General features: G+C 59.7%; 9 protein-coding genes. 4 read left to right on the top strand and 5 right to left on the bottom strand.

Going from position 1 to position 13182, the window contains the following annotated elements:
• Positions 1-136: 136 nt before the first annotated feature.
• From ACR0AM_RS20135 to ACR0AM_RS20115, 5 genes are read right to left on the bottom strand one after another with little or no spacing between them, the layout of a single operon-like run.
• Complete coding sequence (locus ACR0AM_RS20135; RefSeq protein ID WP_480623842.1) at positions 137-2767, bottom strand: phosphoenolpyruvate carboxylase; 2631 nt, start codon at positions 2765-2767, stop codon at positions 137-139.
• Complete coding sequence (locus tag ACR0AM_RS20130) at positions 2767-3738, bottom strand: 2-hydroxyacid dehydrogenase (RefSeq protein ID WP_480623841.1); 972 nt, start codon at positions 3736-3738, stop codon at positions 2767-2769. The genes ACR0AM_RS20135 and ACR0AM_RS20130 overlap by 1 nt, the downstream gene beginning before the upstream one ends.
• The gene (sucD, locus tag ACR0AM_RS20125) at positions 3738-4625 is read right to left on the bottom strand and encodes a succinate--CoA ligase subunit alpha (RefSeq protein WP_209508187.1); all 888 of its coding nucleotides are present in this window, start codon (positions 4623-4625) and stop codon (positions 3738-3740) included. The genes ACR0AM_RS20130 and sucD overlap by 1 nt, the downstream gene beginning before the upstream one ends.
• Positions 4622-5821, bottom strand: coding sequence for a malate--CoA ligase subunit beta (locus ACR0AM_RS20120; RefSeq protein WP_480607523.1), 1200 nt, complete (start codon positions 5819-5821; stop codon positions 4622-4624). The genes sucD and ACR0AM_RS20120 overlap by 4 nt, the downstream gene beginning before the upstream one ends.
• 15 nt (positions 5822-5836) lie before the next feature.
• Positions 5837-7078, bottom strand: coding sequence for a pyridoxal-phosphate-dependent aminotransferase family protein (locus ACR0AM_RS20115; RefSeq protein ID WP_480623840.1), 1242 nt, complete (start codon positions 7076-7078; stop codon positions 5837-5839).
• 220 nt (positions 7079-7298) lie between these two features.
• On the opposite strand from ACR0AM_RS20115, the gene ACR0AM_RS20110 reads away from it, so the two are divergent.
• The 4 genes from ACR0AM_RS20110 to ACR0AM_RS20095 all read left to right on the top strand — a co-directional run bounded on the left by ACR0AM_RS20110 (position 7299) and on the right by ACR0AM_RS20095 (position 13170).
• Positions 7299-7928, top strand: a complete 630-nt coding sequence (locus ACR0AM_RS20110; protein ID WP_480496195.1) for a response regulator transcription factor — start codon at positions 7299-7301, stop codon at positions 7926-7928.
• A 245-nt stretch (positions 7929-8173) separates the two neighbouring features.
• Entirely contained in the window at positions 8174-11887 is a 3714-nt protein-coding gene (locus ACR0AM_RS20105) for a hypothetical protein (protein WP_480623839.1), read from the top strand.
• Positions 11880-12878, top strand: coding sequence for a hypothetical protein (locus ACR0AM_RS20100; protein WP_480623838.1), 999 nt, complete (start codon positions 11880-11882; stop codon positions 12876-12878). The genes ACR0AM_RS20105 and ACR0AM_RS20100 overlap by 8 nt, the downstream gene beginning before the upstream one ends.
• A 76-nt stretch (positions 12879-12954) precedes the next feature.
• On the top strand, positions 12955-13170 hold the full coding sequence (locus tag ACR0AM_RS20095) for a hypothetical protein (protein WP_480555953.1): 216 nt from the start codon (positions 12955-12957) through the stop codon (positions 13168-13170).
• Positions 13171-13182: the final 12 nt, after the last annotated feature.

Below are 13182 nucleotides of genomic sequence, written 5' to 3'. Positions count from 1 at the left end.
CTCGATCTCGTCGCGCTGACGACCCAGCTCAGACCGGATCGAGCCAAAAAGCTCAGGATCGCGGTCCGACAAGGACTGGGTGAAAAATCCGTTTGTTCGATGCGGGGCGTTCACAGTTTTGATCTCCTGAAAATGGTTAGCCGGTCCAGCCAAGACCAGCGGAAATGGCGTTCATGGATTGCAGCAGGGGCACGGGAACTGACCCTGCCTGCGGTTCGTTGCGGGCGTGTTGCAGCAGTTCGACCTGAAGAGCATGAATGCGGGCCAATTCGGCCTGTTTGCGGTCAAACCTCTCGCAAAGGCGGGGAAAGCGATGGCCGATGACCTGACCACCTGTCAGAAACCGGATCGCTTTGCAGGCACTATCGTATTCCGCCTTGATTACCTGCGATACACGTTGGCGGATCTCGATATCAGAGACCAATTCGCCATACTGCGCTGCGATTTCCATATCCGTCTGATAGAGCGATTTTTCCATCTCATCGACGGCGAGGCGGAACAGGCGGGAGTGTCGAAACATGTCGTGCAACACGTCATCACCGCGCGCGCCGCGAAACTTGCGAAAACTGGCCATGGCGGTGCCGAACCCGTACCAACCAGTGATCAGGTGGCGGTTCTGCGACCAAGCAAAGACCCATGGAATGGCCCGCAGGTCGTCCAGACTGGCCGCGCCGAACCGACGGGTCGGACGGGACCCCATTTTCAGGAGGGCAAGTTCTTGGACAGGGCTCGCCTGCTGGAAATAGTCCAGAAAACCCGGCATCTGCAAAAGCGAGACATAGGCTGTCTGTGACAACTCTGACAAAGCATCCATTGCGTCATCGAATTCAGGCCGTGAAGGCGCCTCGTCAGGGGTCGCCGTATGGCGCATCGTGCTTGACAGCAACAACTCCAGATGCGCCGCAGCCGTGCCCCGGTTGGCATATTTGGCCGAAACCACCTCGCCCTGTTCGGTCACGCGCAACCGCCCGGCAACTGTTCCGCTGGGTTGCGCGGCGATGGCGCGCCCGGTCGGTGCACCGCCCCGGCTGACCGAGCCACCGCGACCATGGAAAAACGTGGCCTTGAAACCTTGCGAGGCCAGCGCCGAGACGATCCGGCGTTGGGCGCGCTCCAACTCCCATGTTGAGCAGAAATAGCCCCCGTCCTTGCCGCTGTCCGAATATCCCAGCATCACCTCGATTACTCGACCGTCGGTTTTGAGGCTGCGACGGGCAAGCGGAACAGCCAAAACGTCGAGCAGGATCGATGGGGCATTTCGCAAATCGGCAATTGTCTCGAACAATGGGACTACCGAAAGATCAAGAGTTTCAGACCCAAACCCGGCATAGCGGGCCAATAGGTAGATGCCGAGAATGTCGTCGGCCGAACGGGTCATGGACAGGATGAAGGGCCCTATTGCTTTGGGGTCCGGTCCCGATCGCACACTATGGACCAGAGCCAGAAGGGCAAGCAATTCCCGCGCCTGATCGCTTAACGCGTCGCGGTTTTGATAGGGCAGGTTCTGATCGGCCAGTTCGGTTCGCAAGCGGGCAGACCATTCGACCGTGTCGTAAACCGGCACCTGTCCGTTATGCGACCAGATTTCGGCCAGAACGTCGGTTGTGACGGTCGAATTCTGGCGGATGTCCAGCGTTGTGGTCCGGAACCCGAAAACCGAAGCGGCCCGGCGCAACGGACGGATGTGCTGCCGCGCCAGAATATCCGCGTTGACCGCACATAAAGCGGTATCAAGTGTGTCGAGATCGCCCACGAATTGCGAGATGTGATCATATCCGCTGTTTGTCAGCCGATAGCGAATGGCATTGAGTGCTTGCCGGAACGGTTCGTTCCGATTGCGGCCATCGACCGGAGCCCGGTCGACTATCGCTTGTACTTGCGTCCTGACAGGTTCAGGTAAAGGCAATATCAGCGCGCTGATGCTCAACCTTCTTGCGGCACGCTCAAGAGCTTGACGATAAAGGTCCAGAACTGTTTCGCGTCCGCGTTTCAGCGCCAATGCGGTTATCTCGGTCGTGACATTCGGGTTGCCATCCCGGTCGCCACCGATCCAGCTGTGAAAGCGGATATCAGGAGTTTCACTCGGCGTACGTCCCAGCACTTGCAGGCAGGCCTGATCGAATCGGCCCATAACCTGCGGGACAGCATCAAAGATTGCATCGCGGAAGAACTGAAACCCCCATTCGATCTCGTCGTGCAGGCTTGGGCGCGACAGGCGAAGTTCGCCTGTCAGCCACAAGAGATCAATCTCTCCCTCCAGACCATCCAGCAATTCGGCGTGTTCGGTCGGCGTCCAGCGTTGTGTTTCAAGACTGACGAGGTTGCGGTAGATACGCCGGTGAATTTCCAGAACCGTAACCCGCTTGGCTTCGGTCGGGTGCGCGGTCAGAGTGGGACCGGTACACAGGTCAGCGGTCAGCTTTTCAACCTGGCTATAGGTCAGGGACAAGTCTGTCAGGGCTTCGGCAAAACCGCCTTCTACCGCTTCTGCGCCGTTTTGGGTTTCGGTCAGTCGACGGTCCCGAACTTCGGCGTTTTCATCGATGATGCACAAGAGTTGGAACCAGATCGAAAGGGCCTGCAAATACGGCGTTGCCTCGGGTCCCGTGGGAATGGGTTGCAGCGGCGTGACCTCGGCCCATGCCGCAACATGTGGCGCCCGTTTCAGCAATATGTTCCGCCACAACGCCCGCAATTCCGAGCGCAACCCTTCGGCATAGCTCGAAGGGTTGGGGGTGGGCTGAATATTCGGGGCCAGCGCTTGCATCAGATCACGCGGTCCCGGGGTTCTCGGCCTTCAAAGAAATCACTCAGGTTATCGAGAACCCGAAACCCCATCGCCTCGCGCGCTTCGCGGGTGGCGCTGCCCAGATGTGGCAGCATCACGAGGTTGTCGCATTGCAGCAGGTCCGGGCTGATACGGGGTTCACCATCGAACACGTCCAGCGCGGCCCCGCCGATCATCTCGAACATCAGGGCCTGGATCAGCGCCCATTCGTCGATCACCTCACCGCGCGCGGTGTTGATCAGAAAGGCGTCGGGCTTCATCAGGCCCAGCCTGCGCGCGTTGATCAGATGCCGATTGTCAGCCCCGCCGGGACAATGCAGCGAGACGAAGTCGCATTGCGGCAGCAAGTCGTCAATCGAGGCCACCTGCGTTGCATTGCACCTGGCCAGCACATCCGGCGCTATCTGACTGCGGTTGTAGACAAGGATGTCCATGCCAAAGCCATGATGCGCACGGCGGGCCATCTCTTGCCCGATGCGGCCATAGCCGATAATGCCCAGCGTTTTGCCGCTGACCTTGGTTCCAACCAGATGCGTGGGCCGCCATCCGGTCCAGGTGCCGGACCGCAGCTCGCGTTCACCTTCGCCAGCGCGCCGCGCCACCATCAGCAGCAGGGTCATGGCGATATCGGCGGTGCATTCGGACAAAACATCGGGCGTGTTGGTCACGGTCATGCCCAGCTCACGCGCCGAAGGTTCGCAGATGTGGCTGTATCCGACACCGTAATTGGCCAGTATTTTGGTCTGCGCACCAGGGACGTCCATTGCCTCGGCGCTCAGTATGTCCGTTACAGTTGGCAGCACCGCGTCATAAGTTTTCAAGGCTTGCCGGATTTCGGCCGGGGACATGGGTTTGTCCCCGGTGTTCAGAACAGCGTTGTAATTCTCGGCCAGCTGCGCCTCGACGGCGGCAGGCCAGCGACGGGTCACAAGAACCGAGGGTTTGACCATCACGCGGCCTCCATCACACGGGCAATTGTTTCACCGATCACGGCGGGGTTTTCGGCAACGGTCACCCCGGCGGCGGACAGGATCTCGACCTTCTCGCTGGCGCTTTCGCCAAAGGCCGAGATGATCGCACCCGCGTGGCCCATCGTGCGGCCTTTCGGGGCGGTCAGACCCGCGACATAGGCAATCACCGGTTTGGTGATGTGGTCGCGGATGTATTCCGCTGCTTCAGCTTCCTGCGGGCCACCGATCTCGCCGATCATGGCGATGACATGGGTGTCCTCGTCCTCTTCGAAGCGCTGTAGGATGTCCTTGAAGGATGACCCGTTGATCGGGTCGCCACCAATCCCGACACTGGTCGAGACACCGATGCCGCGTTCTTTCAGTTGCGCCGCAGCCTCATAGCCCAGCGTGCCCGAGCGGCCGATAATGCCGACATGGCCGGGCAGATAGATGTGACCCGGCATGATGCCCAGCAACGCCTTTCCGGGCGAGATCGTACCGGCACAGTTCGGCCCGGTCAGCACCATGCGTTTCTCTTTCGGATAGCGGTACATGTACCGCTTCACCCGGATCATGTCCTGCGCCGGAATCCCGTCGGTGATACAGACGCAGTAGCGGATACCGGCATCTGCGGCTTCCATGATTGAATCAGCCGCAAATGGCGGGGGTACGAAAACAAGGCTGGCATCCGCGCCGGTCGCCTCGACAGCCTGTTTGACGGTGTCAAAGACCGGAACACCCTCGACGGTTTCCCCACCTTTGCCGGGTACGACGCCGCCCACGACATTGGTGCCATAGTTCAACATGTCCTTCGTATGGAACCGGGCCATGCGGCCGGTAATGCCCTGCACGATGACGCGCGAGTCACGGTCGAGAAGAATGCTCATTTCACAGCCCTCATCTTGGTGCCTTGAGTAAGGTCGTTTTTCCATGCGCCAACAGCGCGTTCTGCCGCCTCCATCAGCGTTGAGGCGCGAATGATCGGCAGGCCGGATTTGGCCAGAATCTTCTGGCCCTCTTCGACATTTGTCCCAGCCAGCCGCACAACGACGGGCAGGTCGAGGTCAAGTTCCCGCAGGGCCTGAACGACACCCTCGGCCACCCAGTCGCAGCGGTTGATACCGGCGAAGATGTTGACCAGAATGGCCTGAACATTGTCGTCCGACAGGACCAGACGAAACGCCTTGGCCACACGTTCGGGCGAAGCCCCACCGCCGATGTCAAGGAAGTTTGCAGGCTCGCCACCGGCCAGCTTGATCGTGTCCATCGTGGCCATCGCCAGACCGGCACCGTTGACGATGCAGCCGATATTTCCGTCCAGCCCGACATAAGACAGTCCGCGGTCGGCCGCGCGGCTTTCGCGCGGGTCTTCCTGGCTTTTGTCACGCAGTTCAGAGATTTGTGGATGGCGGAACAGGGCGTTGTCGTCAAAGCTCATCTTGGCGTCAAGCGCCAGCACCCGGTCGTCACCCGTGATGACCAACGGATTGATCTCGACCATTGTCGCGTCAAGCTCGCTAAAAGCGGCATAGCAGCCCTGTAGCGTACGCACCATTTGCTGGATCAGCCTGGGCTCAAGCCCCAGGTTGAATGCGATCTCGCGCGCCTGAAATTCCTGAAGCCCAACCGCCGGTTCCACGATGGAGCGGACGATACTTTCCGGGCGGTCAGCCGAGATATCCTCGATCTCCATCCCGCCCTCGGACGAGGCCACGATCATCACCCTTTGGCTTGACCGATCGAGGACTAAACCCAAATAAATCTCGCGGTCAATCGGCACCGCGGCTTCGACATAGACGCGATAGATGCCTTTGCCTTCGGGGCCGGTCTGATGCGTGACCAGCTTGCGGCCAAACAGATCATCGCAGGCCTGATAGATTTCGTTCTCGGTGTTGCACAGCTTGACCCCTCCGGCCTTGCCGCGACCGCCTGCATGGACCTGCGCCTTGACGATCCATCTGTCACCGCCCAGCTCACGCGCCCGATAGGCCGCTTGCTCCGGACTGTAGGCCAGTGCGCCGGATGGTATGGCGACACCGAAATTCGAAAGAATTTCCTTTGCCTGATATTCGTGAATATCCATCTGATCCGCTCCTGTTTATGCAGCGATTGAGGTGCCGTAACGGCTTTCCAGCAGGTCTTCGATTGCGTCTTGATTGACCGTTCCGCCCAGTTCTCGGATGGCTTCGGCGAACAGACGCACAATCCGGCTGACGGCCTCGCGGTTCAATTGGTTGAGGATGCCGATGCGCACCTGCACGGGTTCGCTGAGGGTCGGCCAGATGCCAAACCCGCGCGCACGGCAGTTCTGGACCAGCTCCATCTCGCGGCCAGCCAGTTCCGGGGGCAGGTTCAGCACAATCAGGCTGGGCATGTCGGAGGTGACCTCGCAGCCCATTTCGGTAACAGCGTCGCGCAGAACCTTCTCGTGCGTCTTGTACGACGCGGACCGATTGGCCAGACTTTCCTGAAGGGTCAGGCGCAGGGATTCATGGAAGGCCGCAACGGCGTAGCCCGAATGGGTGCGGTGATAGGTGCCCTTTTCAACATCTTGCCCATCAACAATGCCCCAATGGCGGGCCTCAAAGATGGGATTGTGCACATAGGTATAGGCACCGGTGGTTCTGAGTGATGCGATATAGGCGTCGGTAAAGCTGACAGGGGCATAGGTCAGCGGCAGGCAGCATAGACCTTTCTGCGGGCAGGACGCCCATCCGGCGATGCCCGGAAAATCGTCTATCGAGAAGTCATCGACGCCCAGAGACGATACCGCATCGATCAGACCCATCGCGCCATGACGTTCGCACGCGTCGGAAAATCCGCGCAGGTCATTGATGCGACCCGATCCGGTTTCCCAATGCGCCATGAAAGCCCATTTCGGTTTGTGCTGCGCCAGCGTCGCCTCGACCAGATCACCGGTGACCGGCTGGCCGTGCGGAACCTCGATCACGGTGACGCTGGCGGTCTGAGGTGCCATCGGGTTGGCTGCATGTTCTTCGGGCGTCGCCGCCTTGATCCGCAGGGTCAGCGCGTCGATCCCCGAGAATGTGCCGTTGGCAAAAGCTACGACCTTGTCGCCAGGCATGACAGCCGAAAACATGGTGTCCAGGGCGCTCCAACCGGTGCCGGCAACAGCAAAGGTATAGGCGTTTTGGGTACCCCAGATTTTCCGCAGCATGTGCTTGCATTCGACCATCCCCCTAAGGACGTCCCCCTGCATGTGATCGGCAACGCCTGCATTGGCAAAGGCCTTGAGGACGCGGGCATCCGTGTTACCCGGCCCCGGCCCCGCAGCGAGGGTTTGGGGGATTTCGAGCGGAGGGAAAATCTGAAAAGTCATGGTCTGGCATCCTCGGCTGTTGGCCGGGCATTGCGGCCCGTCGTGTCAAGTTACCGAGCAGGAAACGCGAGCTTGCCTTATGACGCAACGTAACTTACTACTGCTTTTGGATGGCCAATAGGATGGGGCAATACCTACCCGTTTTGGTAAAAATACGAAGGTATACAAAGAAACACCCTATCCTTATGGGTAGTTTTTTCCGAATTCGGGGCAAAATCATATGGTTGAGACACCGAGCAAACCCATCGACATCATGCTGGCGGACGGCAACCCGCTGGTTCTGTCGGCCATGTCCGAGATATTCGAGCGGGACCCCCGATTCTCGCTGATGGCCACGTCAGCAACGGCCGAAGGGTTTCTGGGAACGGTGATGCGGGTTCCCGTTCAGGTCGGTGTCGTCGACTGGACGCTTCCGGTTTTAGGCGCTGCCAAACTGATCGAGGTTCTGCGCGATCAGCCCAACGCCCCGCGCTTTGTCGTTTATGGCGACACTGGCGGCGATGTTCCGCGATTGGCGATGCAGGCGGGTGCGGCTGGATTTGCCGCTCGCACGGGCGAGGTTGAGGGCCTGCTGGAAACCTGCGCCAAAGTCGCGGCGGGTAAGATGGTGTTCCCGTTCGTAGATATCCGGAAAATGCAACAGGACCCGATCCAGAGCCTATCGCGTAAAGAACGCGCAATTCTGGAGGCGCTGGCGCAGGGAATGTCGAACCGGGATTTGTCAAAGGAACTTCAGATTTCGACAAACACGGTCAAGTTTCACCTATCCAACATCTACGAAAAGCTGAGTGTCAAAAACCGCACGCAGGCCATTGCGTATTTCTATTCGTCTCAGCAGTCGCGAAACTAGACCAAAGGCGATCTGGGTGCCGGTGTTTCCCGACAGGTTTTTCCTCTGGCCCTGACCAATTCTGGATACCGTCAGCGGCAAGGGACACTACGCTTGTCCTGAGCGCTTTGCCGCGCGTTGCAGCGGGTACAACCCTGCGTTGCTTCCGCGAATCCCCCAAACATGTTACCTTGGGTCACCTTTAATGATTTGACTTATTTTTCTGACATCTCGTTTTTTCAGCTCTTTCTCGAGAGGTGACGTTCATGTCCGACTCCAGCAGTGAGCCCCCGCGCATAACGCTGTCCCTACCAAATCTTCGGCCTAACCCATCGATATCAGCGGAAATTTCCGGCACTGTCGCGGCTGGTGCGCACAGCGTTGAGGATCAGAAGCGGGTTGAGGCGGAAAAGCTCAAGGCATTGCGCCGTGGCGTCGGAATAGAGCTGTCCTCAGAAGTGATCAACGATCTGGTCGACCGGCGCGTCCAGTCGACTGGTGCGGTTTTTCGCCAGCTTGCAACCATTCGCGAAGATCTGGCCGGAGGCTTTCTGGGGGCGGTCGTTCCCACCCTCGCCCCGAAATTGCGGGGGGAACTGATCAACCCTGACGGGACCCCGGCCGAACGTGTGATCGTCGAGGTCCTGCGCCCCACCTTTACCGCCAATGAAGGGATCGACAACGCAGATTTTTCGTGGGCTGTCAAAGCCGCCGTCACGGACGCGCGTGGTCTTTTTTCGGTTGATCTGCCTAATCTCCGCCTGCCGCAGAACGGCCTGCGGTTACGGATCAGGGGTCAGAACACCACCCTGACAGAAGCCGTGCCACGCGTTGACGCGCTGGACGGCGAAATGGGTCTTGTGGTGCTGGATCGCACTGTCCTGCCTTTGCAGCGTTCGATCGTCGGTGAGCTGGCCGATATCTTGCCGGTGGATCCCGAGGATGCCGAAGAAAACATATCAGATTTCACCGGTACGCAGGCCCCTATCGTGCTGGGCGAGGGCGATTGCGCGTCGGAGTACCGAACCGAAGGTGGCACGGTTTCGCGGCGGCGCTATTCGGTTCTGTACCGGCTGATTGATCCGCTCGTCGGGCCCAAGAATATCGTTCGAACGCGCCCCATAGGTGGGGGCCGCTTTGTGACAACTATCCCGGGCACAGCCTTTGCTCAGGCCAATCTGTCCGCCGAAACGCTTCTGGCCGCGTTCAACAATGACGGGGGTGACTGGGATTTTCGGGACCGGATTCCGATTGACGAACCCATTGATATTGAAGACTTCTTTGAAGATCTTGAGGAACGGCCGCAGGATGTGCCCAAAGCGTCGAGCCTTGCGCTTGGCTATATTGCCAAGATGCGGTCGACTGCTGTTCACGCTGGCATGTCTTTGGGTCGGTTGGTCTATTCCCTGCCGCTTGCCCCCGGAGAAGAGCAGCGGATTGTCGTGTCGGAACAGCGCGAAACATTGAGCGTACGTGAACGAGAGAGCCTGACCTTTGAAGAGCAACAAGAATTCGAAGAAGCCCGCGACACGTCCTTTGACAGTACGTTTGAAAGCGCGCTGGATGAGGTAATTCAGGGTACGTCCTCGTTTTCGACGCGCGCTTTTTCAAAGAGCTTCGGGGGCGCAGGTGGCGTTGGTGGCGGCCTGTTCGGAGGCATCGGGGCCATAGTCGGCGGCGTGGGCTTCAGCGGTGCACGGTCCAGTTCGAATTCTTCCGGCAATTCGTCCAACACGCAGAACACATCGCGCGATTTTCTGTCCGACACCCATGAGACATTCTCTGCCGCGCTTGAACGGGCGGCTTCGGTCAAGCGCAACTCGGCACGGACCAGTGTGCGCACTGCAACTGCGACGGATCGACGGACGGCAACAACGAAATTCGTGGCCAACCGCAATCATTGCCACGCAATGACCATGCAATGGTTCGAAGTCCTGCGCGACTTTTCTTTGGAAACGCGTATCGAGGGCGTGCAGTTGGTGGTCTTTGTGCCGATGCAACTCATCCGCTTCCGCCGTCTGGGACAAGGTGACCAGTTGCCGGGCAATGTCACCCGGTCCGGATTGCTGAGCCGGTACAAGGTCATCCTGCGCCATGCCGAAGTGTTCCGGCGCGTGTTCCGAAGCCGCCGCAGATTCCGCAGCGCACTGAAGCTGCTGGAAGAGTTTTATGCGGACAAGGATGCAACACCGCAGAACGCGCCCGGCGTCGCACAGGACATCGTCAGTTTCGAGGCGCAGGGCACGTTCATGCCCAATGATGACATTTCTGTCGTGATCTTCACGCAGGATGGCGACCGGGTCGGACCTGTTCCGCTGACCGGATCGCCGATAGACATCGACAACCTGCATGACCTGCCAGCGGAAACACGCGAGAACCTGCTTGTCCGGCTGGCTGATGCGCGACGTGATCCGACCAAGCGCCGGACCTATACCGGGTCTGTGGCTTTGCCCCGTTCGGTCGAGCGGTCGGATATCGCACGTGTTGAGCTGCGCAGGCGGACGGGTTCGTTTGCCTACTCGTTCTACACCGGTCCTGATCCCATCAACATTTTCAACATCTGGGAGCATCTGGCCAATCTGGAAGATGCCGACGATCTGGATCGGGCCACCCGCAATATCAACCGCAGCCTTCGCACCACGATCTCGGGCTCGGACTTTGACGATCTGGTAGGACCGCCCATGGTCAGCGAGTTTGAGGCGCGTATGAACGAAAACGCCCAGACCGTTGTTGATGACAATACGTTCCAGGCGCTGCCTGCCACCCTGCCCTATTCGGTGCAGGAAGTGCCGGACGTTCTGTCACGCCGGGATCTGCGCCGCATCGAAGAAATGTACCAGCATATTGTGGCCAACACCGTTCGCTATTCCCGCGTGATCTGGGCCAGCATGACGGACGAAGAACGTGCGATCCTGCTGGAACGCTTCACCATCGGGGTACCGGAAGGCGGGCTGGACGATGCCTCAAGCGAGATATCGCTGCTCAGCACCGTCCAGAACAAGGTGTTGGGGTTCTATGGCAATGCCATGATCATGCCCTTCTCGATCCCGCCCGATCTGGCCGACCGGATGGAGATGCGGACCGGTGATATTCAGGACAGTCTGCTGGCCTTCCACCGCGAGGATTTCCGGCCACCGCGCCGCACGATTTCACTGCCGACCAGAGGATTGCTGGGCGAGGCCGTTCTGGGCCGCTGCAATTCCTGCGAGATGATCGACCACCGCCGCTTCTGGAACTGGCAGGACAGCCCGACACCGCCGCCGGTTGGCGACGCGCCGGTCCTGCCTGCTGACAGTGACGCCATCTTTGGCACCCGCGCGCCGTCAGACCTGCCGAACAACCAGCCTTCGAACACGCTTACTATTGCAGGGGGCGACATTGGCACCGGCCAGGCTGTGCCCACGTCGCAACTGGCCGAAATCCTCAAGGCCGCGCCTGATCTTGCGCGGGCGGGAACCGATCTTACGGGCCTGAAGGAACTGCAAGCCCAGCTGGCGCTTGAAACGCAATCGGTCGCTGCGGGGCGAGACAAGGCCATCGACACGGCAACGGATCTGACGAAAGAACTGGTTGGAAAGGCCACGGAACTTGCGGGTAAAGGTCAGGAAATCGCTGCCGCCCGCAAAGAGGAAGAGGCCAAGAAAGCCGCCGCTGACAAAAAGGCGTTCGATGCCAGCAACGCCGCCAAGATCAAGGGGTTTGAGGATATCGCCAAGAACGCCTCGGGTGTCGCCGCATTGATTGGCGGACAGGCAGACGGCAACCGGGCAGCCTTTACGCAAAACCTGTTCAAGGATTTCCCCGGCGGGGCTGCGGCTTTGGCCAACCCGTCCAACACACTGCTTCTGGCCAAGCTTTTCGGGGCCTTCACCAAGGCGAACGCGGATGCCGATGACGGCAGCGCGACCAAGGCTGGCAGCCAGTCGGTGCTGGATTTCCTCAATGGCCTGAACGCCCCTGCGGAGGACGACAATGAGTGACACGAGCACAAATGTGACGGACAAACCGGGAATTGATGAAAGCCTTGCCGAGGCGATCATCAACATTCTTGAAACGACCAACTCTCCGGCGATCCAGCGCGCCCGTGAGGTGATTGCCCATAGGCTGGCCATTGCGGGCGATATTGCCCCTTCGCGCATCCCTGCGCCGCGCAACATCACCGAGATCGGCGGCTATATCAATCTGCTGAGCGAGTATGGTGAGGCCGAACAGCGCGCTCGCATGATCGCGGCCGCTTTGGGTATCGCGGGACCGCAGATTTCGCTGCCGCAACCGGGTGCCGTTCCGCCGATGTCTTTCATCACCCGCGACGGTGCAAGGCCCGTTGGTCCGCAGCAGGCCAGTTTCCCGCTGAGCTATACGATCCGCAGTGATTTCGGTCCGGCCTTCGACAATGCGTTGCAGGAGATCGCGATACGTGGCGGTGCGGTACCGATCCTGACACCTGTCAGGGTCCTTCCGGCCGCCGGATCAGGCCCGGTGACCGACGGCATCGCACAGCTGGCTTTGATCGGCCGGACCCTCAGCCTGGCACCGACCGCGGCGCTGCATGCCGTGGCCACCGACCCCCTGTCGCTCAGCCGTCCGACTGCGGGTGGCGGGTTCGAGGTTCTGGCACGGGTCATCGACGCCGCCGCCCCGATTGCCGGGACCATCGCGGCGGCAGACTGGACAAGCTGGGAATGCGATGCTGCTGCCTGTTCCGAGGTTGACAGCAACGATGCGCGCTTTGCCCTTTCACCGATCCTGAATGCGGCCGGTTGGCACCAGGCGGCTGATCCCGGCAATCCCACCAGCCTGTCCGATCCCGGCAGCTGGGCCGCGTGGCAAAACATCACCGGGCTTGTACCCGGCGTCACGCGGTTCGCGGATGAGCTGCAATTGCTGTACCCTGCCGAGATGCTCATCACCTCGCCGGTTTTCAATCAATTGGACAATGTCTGGACGGGAAGCGCATTCGCCGCGCCATAGGACCCCCTCTGCATCCGCAACAAAGTGATTTGGCGGCACTTGGCTTTTGGAGTTACGCTTGAACAGGAGGGGTGCCATGCGAAACCCGGAACGTTTCGAAAAATTCTACTTTGCCAAAGTTGGCATGGGCGAAGCCTGCGGTTGCGCCGAGCGCATCATCGACGTTTTCGAGTTCAACCGAAAAGGTGGCGCGCCGTCGAAACACCCGGTGAAACAGGACCGTCGCAGACGCCTATCGTTTCGCGCATGGGCAGTCAGATATGGGCTTATGAGCCGAAAGCGGAACAGCTGAACACGTATTGGT

This window comes from Ruegeria sp. AD9 (genome assembly GCF_056542305.1).
Note: the sequence above shows the minus strand (reverse complement) of the source record. Positions and strands in the feature narration are given on the sequence as shown.

Coding starts and splice junctions, on each gene's coding strand:
- ACR0AM_RS20100 (WP_480623838.1), top strand. CDS start 11,880: ATGAGTGACACGAGCACAAATGTGACGGACAAACCGGGAATTGATGAA.
- ACR0AM_RS20105 (WP_480623839.1), top strand. CDS start 8,174: ATGTCCGACTCCAGCAGTGAGCCCCCGCGCATAACGCTGTCCCTACCA.
- sucD (WP_209508187.1), bottom strand. CDS start 4,625: ATGAGCATTCTTCTCGACCGTGACTCGCGCGTCATCGTGCAGGGCATT.
- ACR0AM_RS20115 (WP_480623840.1), bottom strand. CDS start 7,078: ATGACTTTTCAGATTTTCCCTCCGCTCGAAATCCCCCAAACCCTCGCT.
- ACR0AM_RS20095 (WP_480555953.1), top strand. CDS start 12,955: ATGCGAAACCCGGAACGTTTCGAAAAATTCTACTTTGCCAAAGTTGGC.
- ACR0AM_RS20120 (WP_480607523.1), bottom strand. CDS start 5,821: ATGGATATTCACGAATATCAGGCAAAGGAAATTCTTTCGAATTTCGGT.
- ACR0AM_RS20135 (WP_480623842.1), bottom strand. CDS start 2,767: ATGCAAGCGCTGGCCCCGAATATTCAGCCCACCCCCAACCCTTCGAGC.
- ACR0AM_RS20130 (WP_480623841.1), bottom strand. CDS start 3,738: ATGGTCAAACCCTCGGTTCTTGTGACCCGTCGCTGGCCTGCCGCCGTC.
- ACR0AM_RS20110 (WP_480496195.1), top strand. CDS start 7,299: ATGGTTGAGACACCGAGCAAACCCATCGACATCATGCTGGCGGACGGC.